At 62.0% G+C, this 13,594-nt stretch carries 14 protein-coding genes; 7 read left to right on the forward strand and 7 right to left on the reverse strand.

What is annotated here, in order from left to right; genetic code table 11:
• From QM596_RS00825 to QM596_RS00835, 3 genes are all read right to left on the reverse strand, one after another.
• Nucleotides 1-486 carry a hypothetical protein gene (locus QM596_RS00825; protein ID WP_283307816.1) on the reverse strand — a complete coding sequence of 162 codons (486 nt, stop codon included), beginning with the start codon at nucleotides 484-486 and terminating at the stop codon, nucleotides 1-3.
• Nucleotides 487-506: 20 nt separating this feature from the next.
• On the reverse strand, nucleotides 507-2,342 hold the full coding sequence (locus tag QM596_RS00830; RefSeq protein ID WP_021333262.1) for an acyl-CoA dehydrogenase: 1,836 nt from the start codon (nucleotides 2,340-2,342) through the stop codon (nucleotides 507-509).
• 397 nt (nucleotides 2,343-2,739) lie between these two features.
• Nucleotides 2,740-3,762 carry a zinc-dependent alcohol dehydrogenase family protein gene (locus QM596_RS00835; RefSeq protein WP_070795440.1) on the reverse strand — a complete coding sequence of 341 codons (1,023 nt, stop codon included), beginning with the start codon at nucleotides 3,760-3,762 and terminating at the stop codon, nucleotides 2,740-2,742.
• A gap of 134 nt (nucleotides 3,763-3,896) precedes the next feature.
• On the opposite strand from QM596_RS00835, the gene QM596_RS00840 reads away from it, so the two are divergent.
• Nucleotides 3,897-4,793 carry a helix-turn-helix transcriptional regulator gene (locus tag QM596_RS00840; protein WP_283307817.1) on the forward strand — a complete coding sequence of 299 codons (897 nt, stop codon included), beginning with the start codon at nucleotides 3,897-3,899 and terminating at the stop codon, nucleotides 4,791-4,793.
• A gap of 27 nt (nucleotides 4,794-4,820) precedes the next feature.
• Here QM596_RS00840 and QM596_RS00845 read toward each other — a convergent pair whose 3' ends face one another.
• Nucleotides 4,821-6,029 (reverse strand): MFS transporter, encoded by a 1,209-nt coding sequence (locus QM596_RS00845; protein WP_283307818.1) that lies wholly within the window; start codon nucleotides 6,027-6,029, stop codon nucleotides 4,821-4,823.
• A 178-nt stretch (nucleotides 6,030-6,207) separates the two neighbouring features.
• Here QM596_RS00845 and QM596_RS00850 point away from each other — a divergent pair, with 178 nt between their 5' ends.
• Together QM596_RS00850 and QM596_RS00855 are read left to right on the forward strand one after the other, a co-directional pair.
• The gene (locus QM596_RS00850) at nucleotides 6,208-7,293 is read left to right on the forward strand and encodes a PQQ-dependent sugar dehydrogenase (protein ID WP_020909664.1); all 1,086 of its coding nucleotides are present in this window, start codon (nucleotides 6,208-6,210) and stop codon (nucleotides 7,291-7,293) included.
• Nucleotides 7,294-7,402: 109 nt separating this feature from the next.
• Nucleotides 7,403-7,807, forward strand: coding sequence for a DUF4259 domain-containing protein (locus tag QM596_RS00855; RefSeq protein WP_019745980.1), 405 nt, complete (start codon nucleotides 7,403-7,405; stop codon nucleotides 7,805-7,807).
• A 25-nt stretch (nucleotides 7,808-7,832) separates the two neighbouring features.
• On the opposite strand, the gene QM596_RS00860 is transcribed toward QM596_RS00855, so the two are convergent.
• The gene (locus QM596_RS00860; protein ID WP_283307820.1) at nucleotides 7,833-8,516 is read right to left on the reverse strand and encodes an SDR family oxidoreductase; all 684 of its coding nucleotides are present in this window, start codon (nucleotides 8,514-8,516) and stop codon (nucleotides 7,833-7,835) included.
• A 77-nt stretch (nucleotides 8,517-8,593) separates the two neighbouring features.
• On the opposite strand from QM596_RS00860, the gene QM596_RS00865 reads away from it, so the two are divergent.
• From QM596_RS00865 to QM596_RS00875, 3 genes are all read left to right on the forward strand, one after another.
• Nucleotides 8,594-9,175, forward strand: coding sequence for a TetR/AcrR family transcriptional regulator (locus QM596_RS00865; protein WP_020971305.1), 582 nt, complete (start codon nucleotides 8,594-8,596; stop codon nucleotides 9,173-9,175).
• Between the two features lie 128 nt (nucleotides 9,176-9,303).
• Entirely contained in the window at nucleotides 9,304-10,185 is an 882-nt protein-coding gene (locus QM596_RS00870) for an MBL fold metallo-hydrolase (RefSeq protein WP_283307821.1), read from the forward strand.
• A gap of 52 nt (nucleotides 10,186-10,237) precedes the next feature.
• Complete coding sequence (locus QM596_RS00875; protein WP_019745976.1) at nucleotides 10,238-10,942, forward strand: SDR family NAD(P)-dependent oxidoreductase; 705 nt, start codon at nucleotides 10,238-10,240, stop codon at nucleotides 10,940-10,942.
• 49 nt (nucleotides 10,943-10,991) lie between these two features.
• On the opposite strand, the gene QM596_RS00880 is transcribed toward QM596_RS00875, so the two are convergent.
• Nucleotides 10,992-11,369, reverse strand: coding sequence for a hypothetical protein (locus QM596_RS00880; protein WP_084324721.1), 378 nt, complete (start codon nucleotides 11,367-11,369; stop codon nucleotides 10,992-10,994).
• A gap of 25 nt (nucleotides 11,370-11,394) precedes the next feature.
• The gene (locus tag QM596_RS00885; protein ID WP_371326911.1) at nucleotides 11,395-12,765 is read right to left on the reverse strand and encodes an APC family permease; all 1,371 of its coding nucleotides are present in this window, start codon (nucleotides 12,763-12,765) and stop codon (nucleotides 11,395-11,397) included.
• Nucleotides 12,766-12,920: 155 nt separating this feature from the next.
• Between QM596_RS00885 and QM596_RS00890 the strand changes: the two genes are divergently transcribed.
• Nucleotides 12,921-13,592: a DNA alkylation repair protein gene (locus QM596_RS00890; RefSeq protein WP_151530722.1), complete on the forward strand. Its 672-nt coding sequence runs from the start codon at nucleotides 12,921-12,923 to the stop codon at nucleotides 13,590-13,592.
• Nucleotides 13,593-13,594: the final 2 nt, after the last annotated feature.

Below are 13,594 nucleotides of genomic sequence, written 5' to 3' on the forward strand. Positions count from 1 at the left end.
TCATCTCGGGCAGAGTTCGCCGATCTCGGAGACAATGCGATCAGCGCTGCGAACCACCCATACCGCGCGTCCGCCACGCAATGTCGGCATCAAGAGTCGGTCCTTCTCGATGGGCCAGTGCACAAAGGGAAATCCGCCGGCCAGCTCGTCCTGGACTTCGCCGGCGATCAGGGCCGTCAACTCCTGTACAGGCTGTTCGATGTGCGGCCCGACGACCCTGACGCTGATCAGGGGACTGGTTCCTGCACTCTTGCCCTTTGGCCGTGGTCCAGCGTCGAGCGCGAGGTGGCACTGACCGTCATCGAGCATCGACACCGTCCACACGCAGTTCTGCATGTACGTATCAGGGCCGTGCCAGCGGCATTGCAGATCCCTGCCGACAGCCTGGCACGCCTCGACGACGTTGGCGGGAGCGTCGTCTGGTGCATCCGGCCCCATGATCGGAAAGCTCCAGACTCCCACGTAGTCGAAGTCGGGCAGATACATGCTTTCACTATGGCACGTTGTCAGAATGCGTCTTCCTCGAGTTCCATGATCTCGTTGTCGAGGGAACCCAGGATTTCTTTCGTCGACGCCAGGATAGGCAGGATGTTCTTGGCGAAGTACGACGCGATGACCACCTTGCCCCGATAGAACGACCGGTCCTTTGCCGACGCGTCACGGTCCAAGGCCGCCAACGCGACTTCCGCTTGCACCAACAGGCGCCATCCGATGAGCAGGTCGCCTACCGCGTACAGAAAGCGCACCGAGCCGAGGCCTATCTTGTACAACTCGGAGGGTTGGTCCTGGGAAGCCATCAGATACCCGGTGAGCGTCCCGGCCATCTCCTGCACGTCGGTCAAGGCGGTCTCGAGTAGGACTCGCTCGGCCTTGAGTCGACCGTTCCCGGCCTCACTGTCGATGAACTCTCGTATGCGACCGGCTACGTGAGCGAGTGCAACGCCGCGGTCGCGTGCGATCTTTCGAAAGAAGAAGTCCTGCGCCTGGATCGCCGTGGTGCCCTCGTACAGGGTGTCGATCTTGGCATCGCGGATGTACTGCTCGATGGGGTAGTCCTGAAGATAACCGGAGCCGCCCAGGGTCTGCAGGCTCTCGGTGAGCAGTTCGTAGGCCTTCTCGGAGCCGACGCCCTTGACGATCGGCAGCAGCAGATCGTTGACCCGCGCCGCCAATTCGGCATCCGCACCCGAAACCAACTCGGCGACATCAGCATTCTGGTGTGCAGCGGTGTAGAGGTAGACCGCTCGGAGGCCTTCGGCGTAGGCCTTCTGCATCGCCAGGCTGCGTCGGACGTCGGGGTGGTGCGTAATGGCCACACGGGGCGCGGTCTTGTTTGTCAGCTCGGTGAGGTCTGCGCCTTGAATTCGTTCTTTTGCGTACTCGAGGGCGTTGAGATAGCCGGTGGACAGTGTTCCGGTCGCCTTGGTGCCCACCATCATTCGAGCATTCTCGATGACCTGGAACATCTGGGCGATACCGTTGTGGACATCACCCACGAGCCAGCCGACGGCAGGAACGTCCGTCGCTCCGAAGGTGAGCTCGCAAGTTGGGGAAGACTTGAGGCCCATCTTGTGCTCGACGCCGGTGACGTACACACCGTTGCGCTCTCCCAGTTCAAGTGTGTCCGAGTTGAAATGGGACTTCGGAACGTAGAACAGGCTCAAACCTTTGGTTCCTGGACCGGCTCCCTCGGGCCGGGCAAGCACCAAGTGGAAGAGGTTCTCGGCCGTGTCTCCGACGTCACCGCCGGAGATGAACCGCTTGACGCCCTCGATGTGCCAGGTGCCGTCGTCCTGCGCGATTGCCTTTGTTCGGCCTGCGCCTACATCGGATCCGGCGTCTGGTTCGGTGAGCACCATCGTTCCGGCCCATCCGCGTTCGAATCCTTCTTTGGCCCAGTGTTTTTGCTGTTCGTTTCCGATGGTGTAGAGCACGCTCGCCATGAGTGGACCCATGTTGAAAAAGCTTGCGGATCCGTTTGCCGCGACCAACATTTCGCCGATCGCCCAGACCAACGGCGCCGGAGCAGGAACACCACCCATGCCTTCTGGTAGGCCGAGTCGCGACCAACCGGCCTCGTTCACCGCCTCGACCGTCTTGCGTAGAGGTTCCGGGACCACAACTGCGTGATTGGGTGCGTCGAATTCGACAGGGTTCCGATCCGCGTCGGCGAAGGACGCGGCGACCGGGCCTTCTGCCAGTCTCGCTACTTCCGCAAGAATGTTGCGCACAGTGTCGGTGTCGAGGTCCCCGTATGCGCCGGCATCCAACAGTTCGCCGATCCCGAGCACCTCGAACAGATTGAACTCGATATCACGCACGTTGCTTTTGTAGTGACCCATTGTTCTCCGACCTTGGTTCGTCAGCAATACGATTCGTCAGCAGATACGGCTCGTCAGCAGTACACAAGAAAGCCTGCCCCACAAGGAATTCAGTACGCAACCGTAGGTAGAGACGAGTGTCGTTGCTACAAAGTAGCGCCGAGTCGATCTCATTGAAACATTCACTCGTACAATCGGTTTCCGCTGGTGGGGGTGCATATCAGTTGTGTAGCATCCTTTTGAATCAAAGCAGCTGCGCACCAATCGAAGTGCCCATCCTCACCTTCGGCATCAAACGCATTCGCTGTGATCAGTGAACATGCTGCTCGGTAAACCAAGAGCGCCTCTCGTTGGTAGCCGAGACGTTCCTCGATCGGCGTGGAGAACCCAGTTCTGTCTCGTGAGCCTTTGGTATCGGTCAGAGGGTGAGTAGCACTTTGGTGGCGCGCCGCTCGTCCATCGCCTGGTAGCCGGCGGCGGCGTCCTCCAACGGGAGAGTGAGGTCGAAGACGATGCCCGGGTCGATCTGGTCGGTCATGATGAGCTCGATCAGTTCGGGTAGGAATCGCCTGACCGGCGCGGGACCGCCGAGCAGGCTCACCGTCGCGAAGAACAGGTTCATGCCGTCGAGCTCGACGCCGTGGGATACCCCGACGTAGCCGACATGTCCGCCGGGGCGGGTAGCTCCGATAGCCTGCATCATCGATTCTTGGGTGCCTACGGCTTCGACGGTCGAGTGGGCGCCGTAGCCGCCGGTGAGTTCCTTGATCTTCGCGATGCCCGCGTCGCCCCGCTCTTCGACGATGTCGGTGGCGCCGAATTGCGTGGCGAGTGCCTGCCGGTCGGCGTGGCGTGACATGGCGATGATCCGCTCGGCGCCGAGTTGTCTGGCAGCGAGGATCGCCAGGAGTCCGACTGCACCGTCGCCGACGACGGCGACCGTTTTGCCTGGTCCGGCTTCCGCAGCTACGGCGGCGAACCAACCGGTGCCGAGTACGTCGGAGGCTGCAAGGAGGCTGCGAGCCTGCCGCTCGGTCGGCTCTCCGCGGACAGGGACGAGGGTGCCATCCGCGAGCGGGATGCGAGCGTATTCGGATTGGGTGCCGACCGAGCCCATCATGACCTGGTGGATACAGCGAGACTGAAAGCCCGCCTCGCAGATTTCGCAGGTGTTGTCCGACGCGACGAACGAGCCCACGACGAAGTCCCCAACTTCGATGTCTTTGACCTCGGGGCCGACCTGTTCGACGACGCCTACGTATTCGTGTCCCATCGGCGTCGGGCCATTCAGCTTTTCGATGCCGCGATAAGGCCAGAGGTCGGAACCGCAGACGCAGGTGGCTGTAACGCGAATGATCGCGTCGGTCGGTTCGACGATCACCGGCGCTTCGATCTCTTCGACCCGGACATCGCCGGGGGCATGCATGACGACAGCGCGCATGACGTGGCTCCTCACCATCGGTTTCTTCGTGTCACTTCAACCTGATCACGATTCGGCGGCGGGCGGGAGTCCCGCGCGATAGTGGTACTGCGAGGGACTCCCTCGCTACCGGTCACTGACTTACGCTCGATGGCATGGACGATCGAGCGCAAGTACGCGAATTCCTGACCTCGCGGCGCGCCCGAGTCACGCCCGAACAAGTTGGACTGCCGGCCGGATCGAACCGCCGCGTGGAAGGTCTGCGTCGAAGTGAAGTGGCAACCCTCGCTGGCGTGAGCGTCGAGTACTACACGAGGCTCGAGCGCGGAGCGATCAGCGGCGCATCGCCGGGAGTACTCGACAGTATCGCGAAGGCACTACGACTCGACGACGCCGAGCGCGCCCACCTATTTGATCTCGCGCACGCGGCAAGCCCGGTAGCCAGGCCCCCGCGTCGGCGAAATGCGAAGGGCTGGAAGCCCCATCAGAGCCTGCAGTGGACGCTCGACGCAGTCACCGCAGGACCCGCTTTCGTGCGGAACGGTCGCATGGATCTTCTTGCGGTCAACCCACTCGCGCGTGCGTTTTACAAGGACCTCTACGACATGCCGGGGCAGCCCCCGAACATCGCGCGCTTCACGTTCCTCGACGAAAGGGCTTTCGAGTTTTATCCGGACTGGAACGCGTTTGCCGAGGTGACCGTCTCGATTCTGCGAACGGAGGCTGGGCGAGATCCTCACAACAAGGAATTGCACGATCTGATCGGTGAACTCAGCACTCGGAGTGAGGAATTCCGGCGTCGGTGGGGCGCGCACGACGTCCGCCATCACGGCACCGGATTCAAGACTTTTCACCACTCCGCCGTTGGCGAGCTGACGCTTGCCTTCGAAGGTTTGGAGATGGCCGCCGAGCCGGGGTTGACGCTCACGATCTACACCGCAGAGCCGGGATCGCCGTCCGCGGAACGGATGCAGTTACTCGCCTCGTTGGCAGCCAGTGAGAATGCGGACTCTGCGCCGCACGTGTCGGAGCGGTCGCTGACGGACGGCTGACGAACTGCGCGACGGTTGATCGGGTCGTCAGTTGACGACTTCGGCGGCGGTGCGCTTCGTGCGTTCCTTGCGCAACAGGATCATCAGCGGCAGAAAGTAGAGAGCGGCAACGCCGGTGCCTACCAACACCGGCCCAGTGGCACCGAGACTCGAGGCCAACGCGAACCCGGCGATCCAGGAGCCGACCGCCGTGCCCAGATTGAACGACGAGGTGCTGAGAGCAGAAGCCATCGTCGGCGCCTGATCGGCATAACGCACAGCCATCCCGATCAGGATGGGATTGGTCGACATGCCGAATAGTCCCAGCATGACTACGAGAATCACCGTCACGATCACGTTGTGCGAGAAGAGGCAGAGCGCCCCGAGTACGAGAAACGTCATCGCTGCCGAGACGAACAAGACGCCGTACTGATGCTTCGCACCGAGTCGACCGCCGAGATTGGAGCCGACGAACGCACCGAGTCCGTAGCCGACAAGCACCAGTGGCACTGCCGACGCAGCAAGTCCCGTGTTCTCGGTCAACAGCGGAGAGATGAAGCTGTACGCCGCCAGCGACGACCCGCACACGACGGCGCAACCGGACAGAACGAGCCAGATGCGTCCGTCCCGTAGGCTCGCGATCTCCGCTCGCCAGGACGGCACCGCACCGGAGTCGGTGTCGGCGGGTACCAATCGGTGGACGACGGCCGCGGCGACGAGTGCGAGGGCGGCGAGGGCCCAGAAAGGACCACGCCACCCGATGCTCTGACCGGCCAGAGCGCCGAGCGGAACACCGATGACGTTCGCAAGCATGCCTCCGCCCAAGACGATGCCGAGCGCGCGCGAGGAAGACGCCGGGCCGGCCGCTTTTGCTCCGACCACTGCGGCGACTGCCCAGAAGGCGCCCGTCGCCACGGCTGTGAGGAAGCGGGCGCCGAGAATGAGTCCGAAGTTGGACGAGAGCGCGACGATGACGTGTCCGATCGCGAAAACAATCAGAGCCGAGCTCAAGGTCACGCGTCGGGGAACCCTGAGTGTCAAGATCGCCATCGCCGGCGTGCCGACGATCATTCCGATCGCGAAGACGGTGATCATCAGGCCGACGTTCGCGATCGACGTACCGAGGTCACCCGCGATTTCGGGAAGAATGCCGGCGACGACGAATTCGGTTGTGCCCATCAAGAAAACTCCGACGGCCAGCACGTAGATCACGAGCGGCAGGCGGCCGGTTTCTTCGACGGTCGGGGCGGAAATCATGAGGTGGTCAGTTCTCTTTCTGTTGACGACGCGCATGTCGTGGCGCACCCGTCCAGGGCATCACGCCCGTCGCCTGCGAGGGAGTCCCGGTCGTTGGGGGTACTCGAAGGGACTCCCGGTGTGGCCGATTGCGCGCTACCGTCGGCGCAAAGACTGCCTGAACCCGGGAGACGCGCCCATGACACGACGACAGATCCGAGGACTGGGCGCCGCCGTGCTCGTCTCGGCCTTCCTGACGGCTTGCGGTAGCGAGGATCCTGAAGGGCCCCGTCCGCAGGCAAGCACGACAACACGATCGGCGCCCGCCGCGGCCTTCGGTGAACCCGAGACCGTCGCCGACGGCTTGGACGCGCCCTGGTCGATCGCATTCCACGGCGACACACCACTTGTCAGTGAGCGCGACAGCGCGCGAATCCTCGAACTCGACGCCGGCGGAAACAGCCGCGAGGTGGGAGTCGTCGACGGCGTCAGCCCCAGAGGTGAGGGCGGTTTACTAGGGATCGCAGTACGTGAAAACCGCCTGTACGCGTACTTCACCGCGAACGGGGAGAACCGGATCGAACGCTTCGACATCATCGGTGCTCCGGGGGAATTCGCGCTCGGGCCGGCCGAGACGATTCTCGACGGGCTCGCTTCGGCCAACTACCACAACGGTGGTCGCATCGCGTTCGGCCCGGACGGGATGCTGTACGTGACCGTCGGTGATGCCGGTAGTCGAGACAGGGCTCAGGACCTCGACTCGATGTCCGGGAAAATCCTTCGAATGACTCCGGATGGCGATGTACCGCTGGATAATCCATTTCCGAACTCGTTTGTCTACAGCTACGGCCACCGCAACTCCCAGGGCATTGCCTGGACCGAGGACGGCACGATGTACGCCAGCGAGTTCGGGCAGGACACCTGGGACGAGCTCAACAAGATCGAAGCAGGCGGAAACTACGGGTGGCCCGAGGTCGAAGGGATTGCGGGTGAAGACGGATTCATCGACCCGCTCCAACAATGGTCACCTGACGATGCCAGCCCCAGCGGAATCGCCATCCACGACGGCACGATCTACATCGCCAATCTTCGTGGTGAGCGACTCCGCACGGTGCCCTTGACCGATCCCGCGACCGCCGACGAGCAATTCGTCGACGAATACGGGCGCCTCCGTGATGTTGTAGTCGCACCGGACGGGTCGCTGTGGATACTGACGAACAACACCGACGGACGCGGCGACCCCAAACCCGGTGATGACCGCATCATTCGCGTGCCGTTGCGCTGATGTCGATTTCCGGCGAACGCAGTACTTCCAGCCCGAGGATCCTCGCCGAAGCCGGTGATTCACTAATATCGTTACGACAGATGACGCGGGTACGGATCGGAGAGACAGCATGGGGACTTGGGGTTCAGGACCTTTCGACAACGACGTAGCGGGCGACCTGCTCAGCGCGGTACAGGCGGGTGACTACGATATCGACGATTACGCACGCCACCCCGACGACGGCTACCTCGATGCCGATGATGCTCAAACAGCTATTGCCGTCGCCGAGATCCTTGCGGTTGCGCACGGGGTTGCTCCGGCGCCTGTGCAGCTGGCCGAGATTGATGCCGCCGGGTACGCCGGAACCTTGAGTCCGGAGCAGAAGGCATGGGTCCTCACCGCACTCGAGCGTGCCGTCGCAGACAGCGACACGTCGGAGTTGTACGAGTTGTGGGAAGAAAACGGTCCGGAAGACCTCGCGGCTTGGCGGGCACCGATCCTGGGCAGATTGGCGAGTCTCAAAACGGTGGGATGAGTGTCACTCGTCAACAGTCCCTTGGTTACTCGGAGTTCGACGACGACAGACTCCCCTTGACATACCGGGTGGTGTCGTCGGCGAGGATCTCTGCCAGCCCACGTTCGATGCCGTCCAGGGCCTGCGCGGCGACATCGGCCGGATCGATCTTCTGTTCAGCCGGTACGCCCGCAGCCATGTCGGTATCCATGTATGCAACGTGCAGTGCCGAGACGGCGATTCCCCGCGGCGCCAGTTCTTCTCGAACGGCGTCGGTCATCGCCCACGCCGCTGCCTTCGATGACGCGTAAGACCCGAGCGCAGCCGGATGGAACCAGGACAGCACCGAAAGAACGTTGAGTACTGTTCCGCCTCCGTTGTTTTCGACGACCGGAGCAAACGCCCGGGTCACGGCAAGCGGGCCGTAGAAATTGACGTCCATCTCGCGGCGAACGTCATCGATGTCGCCCCCGATCAAGGGTGCCGAGGTAGAGATTCCGGCGTTGTTGACCACCAAGGTCACATCCGATGCGATTTGCGCTGCGGCGGTGATCGATTCGGCGTCCGTCACGTCCAACCTCAGGGGGATGACGCCGGGCAGATCGACAGTTTCCGGATTGCGGGCAGCCGCGTACACCTTCGCGCCGCGCTCGATGAGCCCTGCGGCCAGATGGTGGCCGAGTCCGCGATTGGCTCCGGTGACGACCGCAACCGTCTTGTTCAGGTCCATGATTCTCCCAGGGTTGTGACTGTCGGTGACATTTAGATTATGAATCAAATCTAAGTGTGGGCTAGGATAGATGTCAAGTGAAATCCAAACTGGAAGGCGTTGTGATGGGCCGCGTATCGCAGCAACAAGCGGAAGAGAACCGTCGGCGCGTCGTGGAAACCGCAGCTCGTCTGTTCCGAGAGAAGGGCACTCACCTCAGCGTCGCTGACTTGATGAAGGCGTCGGGGCTGACCCACGGTGGTTTCTACAAGCAGTTCGCGTCCAAGGACGCGCTCATCGACGAAGCGACCACCCATGCCTTCGCTGAACTGGCGCAGCTGCACGCAGCAGGTCTCGAAAGGCACGCTGGCCAGCGTGACGAGGCTCGACAAGCCCTGATCGACAACTACCTCTCCGTGGAGCATCGCGACAATCCGGCAGACGGATGTCCCGCTGCTGCACTCGCCGCCGACATGGCACGCGAGCCGGCAGACAGTGAGGCCCGTCGGGTGTATGTCGAGGGGGTCGGTGATTTTGCCAAGGCGCTCGCGGATGAGGAGCATGACGGGCTGGTGCGTCTCTCGACCATGATCGGCGCTCTGGTCCTCTCGCGAGCCACCAAGGGATCGTCCCTCTCCGAGGAAGTCCTTGTCGCTGCTCGTGAAGAGCTCACCGGGTAGTCCAGGAAGATCCGCGTACGGCCCGCTGACCCGGCCATGCATACTGACTGAGGTCTCTGTCAGCGATACCTTCGATTGCTTCGAGATCTGCAACTTCACTACCCGATGGCCGCAGGGAGAAGCGAGAGATGTTCACACCCACAGAATTTGGCAAAGTCTCGGTGCTGGTACCAGAGAACGGTGGGACCGTCCCCTTCGGAAACACCGTGGTCGTGCACGGATCCGAACGCACGCTGGTGATCGACCCGTCCCTCTCCCTCGACCGAGATCCCGTGGGCGCAGACCTCGTCTTCATCAGTCACGGCCACGAGGACCACGTTGCCGGTCTCCGGCATTTTCAAGCACCGACGTACGCGCACAACCTCGACGCACCGTCGGTCGCCTCCCTTGACACGATGCTCACAAATTACGGCCTCCGCCCCGAGGAGCGAGCTGAGGTCGAACATTCAATAGCAGCGCAGTACGGCATTCCCCCGACGCACGATGACGTTTCCGGGATCGCCGACGGCCACGTCTTCGACCTCGGAGACCGCACGGCGACGGTCATTCACCTACCTGGTCACACTCCCGGACATTGTGGCCTCCTCATCGAGCCCGACGGCTTCTTCTATGTCGCCGACATCGATCTCACCTCCTTCGGCCCGATGTACGGCGACCTGGGCAGTAGCGTCGACGACTTCCTCGCCTCCATCGACCGCGCCGCGGGCATCGACGCTCGGTGGTACGGCACCTTCCATCAAAAGGGCGTCGTCGAAGGCAGCGACGAGTTCCGTCGCCGGCTGACCGCCTACCGCGACAAACTGCTCAGCCGCGAAGAAAGACTCGTCCAATTTCTCGGTGAACCAAGGCAGTTGGAAGACATCGTCGCGCATCGCCTCGTCTACCGTTCGCACGTCACCGCGCCGTACGTCGATGCAGTCGAACGACGAACTGCGCAGCTGCACCTTCAGCGGCTCGTTGCGGCAGGTGCCGTTGTCACGCTCGAGGGCAACGTATTTCGGCGTGCATGAATGTGTCGTGTCATCCATTGGATGTGAACAGAGCGGGCAGAAGGGTGCAATTGTGGCGAGGGTAGTTGTTGTCGGCGCGAGCCGGGGACTTGGTCGTGCATTGATCGAGGGCTTGAGGAGCGATGGTCACGACGTTGTCGGTATTTCTCGTCGGCGCCCTGACGGGTTCGACGTCTCCGAGTGGATCGAAGCAGACCTGACCGACCCTGTTGCGGCAGCGAACTCGATCGACCAGGAGCTTGTCGGAGGTGTAGACACCCTGATTTGCAACGTCGGAATTTGGGAAGGGGACGCCTTCACTTCCGATTATGTGTTCACAGATCAATCCGACGTCGAAATGCTGGAAATGATCAACGCCAACATCACCGGCACGATCCTTTTGTCGAAGCGCCTGATCCCGCGGATGATCGGGCGTCCTCGACCTCGGATTTTCTTGACCGGTTCTACCTCGGGGCTCCCGCGAAGCGGTAGGCCGGAAGTTGCGTTCGGCGCATCGAAGTCCGCGATCAACGGCATTGCCGACGCCTTGAGAGAGGGCTACCGGAAGGACCGACTCGCAGTGACGGTCCTTCACCTCGGATATCTCAACACGGAAGATGGACTCGATGTGCCCCGAGACATCGCTGCCGCTCGCGGAGATGGGTCTCTGGTTCCCGTGCACGACGTCGTGGATACCGTGCGCTCCATCTCGAATCTGTCGTCTTCGTCATCGGTTCGAGAAGTGGTCCTTACTGCCATCGACGACACACGATTCTGAACGACAGCTACCGCTTCGGTCTGTGAATCCGATTGCCGAACAGATGTATTCAGAGAATATTTCCCTCGATGAAGATGAAGGCTCCCGCCAGGTACACCAGGGTGAGCCCCGTCAGGAGCCACGCCATGTACGGCCGGATGTAGAGGCGCCGCAGACGGTGCAATCGCAGGGAGGCTCGCAAGAACGCGCCTACGGAGCCGAGTAGCAGCATGAGGCTCGGGACGAAGACGGCCAGTCGGCGATCTTTCTGTGAGCACAGCAAGGTGTCGGTACCGAAGCATTCGCCCCGCCGGGAGCCCAACCAGACGATCGCGACAACCAGTGCCGCGGTAGCCAGAACGACGGACAGGCCGTACGTCAGGGTTCGCCTGTTGATTTTTTGCTCTCGACGCTGAATTACATCTGGTGTGTCAGAACTGTCGGTCATCACACCCCCTTTCGAACATCGCACCTTACTTCGTGGATCGACGGCGGGAGAGGGCGTACAGCACTACTCCGACCGCCAAGAGTAATGATGCGCGCAACCACGTTGCGGCGCTCTGCTGGGTGAGCAACGCAACGCACGTACCGAGGGCGAGGATCGGAAAGATGATCGGTGTCCGGAAATGGCTGTGTTGCACTGCGTCACGACGCAGAACCAGGACGGCGATGTTGGTGCTGATGAATACGAAAAGCAGCAGGAGTACCACCGTCTCTGCCAGGGCTGACAACGATCCGGTGACGCAGAGAGCCATGGCAACGGCTGTGGTTGCGATGATCGCCACCCAGGGGGTCCGGCGCCGCGGCAGCACGCGCGCGAATGCGCTGGGGAGCAACCCTTCCGACGCCATTCCGTACGTCAGCCTGCTTGCCATGATCATTGTCAGCAGTGCGCCGTTGGCGACGGCTACCAGAGCGATCAGGCTGAACAGGCGAGGCGGAACACCGACGTCGGCGGCTGACACCACTGCCAGTAAGGGGCCGGAGGACGCGGCGAGCTCGTCGGCGGGCAGCACCACCGAGACAGCCAGGCCGACAAGGACATAGGCGGCGCCCGCCGTCAACAGGGCTCCGAACAGTGCGCGTGGGTAGACCTTGCTCACGTTCTTCACTTCTTCGGCGACGTTCGCCGACGTTTCGAAGCCGACGAACGAGTAGTACGCGAGGAGCGCCGCTGCCAACACGGCGAGTGCAGGCGATCGACTGTCGTCGAACTCCACGACACGGCTCAAGGTTCCGTCGCCGTGCCCGAGAACTACGCAGGCGAGGACGACAACCATGACGAGGCCGGTGACCTCCACGACTGTCATGACGACATTTGCGCGCATCGACTCCTTGATGCCTCTGGCATTGAGAAGCCCCACCAGGAGGAGGAAGACGAGCGCGGCTGGAACGGTCGGGACGTCGATGAAGGCTTTGAGATAGTCACCCGAGAATGCGAGGGCGAGTCCTGCTGCACTCGTGACACCGGCCGCCAGCATCGAGAAGCCGACGAGGAATGAGATCAGCGGTTTCCGATACGCCCGTTGGGCGAATACTGCTGCACCGCCCGCCCGCGGATATTTGGTGACCAGTTCGGCATACGACGTTGCTGTCAGCAATGCCATGACGAGCGCTACGAGCAGTGGTACCCAGACGGCTCCACCAACTTCACCGGCGATGACGCCCACCAATGCGTAGATACCGGCGCCCAGGACGTCTCCGAGGATGAACACGAAAAGGAGTGGGCCGGTTATCGCCCGAGTGAGAACGTTCTTACTCCCGCCTTCATCTCCGCCTGCGGTTTCGTCCACGTTCTCGGCACCCGCGGCGCGTCGCATATGCAAGGTTCGTCCTGTCTTCATGGTGACGTGCCGCCACCTCAGGAGCAGACATGTACCCATTGGTCGAAGTTTCAAACACGGGTCGGACGTGGATGCGTCGGCGCGTGCCGTCCCGTGCTTTCCTTGTAGGTGACTTGCCAGTAGGTGAATCGCAGAAGTAGTGACTGGAGGATGACGTGGCTGAATCGACGGTTGCCGAGGTGATGGACGAGTTGGCTGCGCTCGAGGATCCGAAGGTGCGCGCAGTGAACGAGAAGCACGGTGACGATCACGGTGTGAACCTGACAAAACTGCGGGCAGTCGCGAAGCGACTGAAGACTCAGCAAGAACTTGCACAACAACTTTGGGCGACGGGCGATACCGCAGCGAGGCTGCTTGCCCTCTTGATCTGTCGTCCGAAGGCGTTCGAGCGTGACGAGTTGGACGTCATGTTGCGTGAGGCTCGTACTCCCAAGGTGCATGACTGGCTCGTCAACTACGTGGTGAAGAAGAACCCGCACGCGGAGGATTTGCGGGTGGCCTGGACCGCCGACTCCGATCCCGTGGTTGCGAGCGCCGGTTGGGCCCTGACTACCGAGCGAGTAGCGAAGAAGCCCGAGGGCCTTGATCTTTCAGGATTGCTCGACGTCATCGAGGCGGAGATGAAGGATGCCCCTGATCGCCTGCAATGGGCGATGAACCACTGCCTGGCCCAGATCGGGATCGAACATGCCGAGTACCGGGCCCGTGCAATCGACATCGGTGAACGTCTGCGGGTGCTCGAGGACTACCCGACTCCCCCGAACTGCACCTCGCCGTTTGCGCCGATCTGGATCTCGGAGATGGTGCGTCGACAGAGCGAGAAGTAGGT

This window comes from Rhodococcus sp. IEGM 1406 (assembly GCF_030056745.1).
In the GTDB taxonomy this organism is placed as follows: Bacteria; Actinomycetota; Actinomycetes; order Mycobacteriales; family Mycobacteriaceae; genus Rhodococcus_F; species Rhodococcus_F erythropolis.

Bases quoted from the DNA above. Each gene is read 5' to 3' on its own strand.
- QM596_RS00835 (WP_070795440.1), bottom strand. From the start codon at position 3,762: ATGCGCGCTGTCGTCATGCATGCCCCCGGCGATGTCCGGGTCGAAGAG.
- QM596_RS00880 (WP_084324721.1), bottom strand. From the start codon at position 11,369: ATGACCGACAGTTCTGACACACCAGATGTAATTCAGCGTCGAGAGCAA.
- QM596_RS00885 (WP_371326911.1), bottom strand. From the start codon at position 12,765: ATGAAGACAGGACGAACCTTGCATATGCGACGCGCCGCGGGTGCCGAG.
- QM596_RS00855 (WP_019745980.1), top strand. From the start codon at position 7,403: ATGGGGACTTGGGGTTCAGGACCTTTCGACAACGACGTAGCGGGCGAC.
- QM596_RS00850 (WP_020909664.1), top strand. From the start codon at position 6,208: ATGACACGACGACAGATCCGAGGACTGGGCGCCGCCGTGCTCGTCTCG.
- QM596_RS00860 (WP_283307820.1), bottom strand. From the start codon at position 8,516: ATGGACCTGAACAAGACGGTTGCGGTCGTCACCGGAGCCAATCGCGGA.
- QM596_RS00845 (WP_283307818.1), bottom strand. From the start codon at position 6,029: ATGATTTCCGCCCCGACCGTCGAAGAAACCGGCCGCCTGCCGCTCGTG.
- QM596_RS00825 (WP_283307816.1), bottom strand. From the start codon at position 486: ATGTATCTGCCCGACTTCGACTACGTGGGAGTCTGGAGCTTTCCGATC.
- QM596_RS00830 (WP_021333262.1), bottom strand. From the start codon at position 2,342: ATGGGTCACTACAAAAGCAACGTGCGTGATATCGAGTTCAATCTGTTC.
- QM596_RS00870 (WP_283307821.1), top strand. From the start codon at position 9,304: ATGTTCACACCCACAGAATTTGGCAAAGTCTCGGTGCTGGTACCAGAG.
- QM596_RS00840 (WP_283307817.1), top strand. From the start codon at position 3,897: ATGGACGATCGAGCGCAAGTACGCGAATTCCTGACCTCGCGGCGCGCC.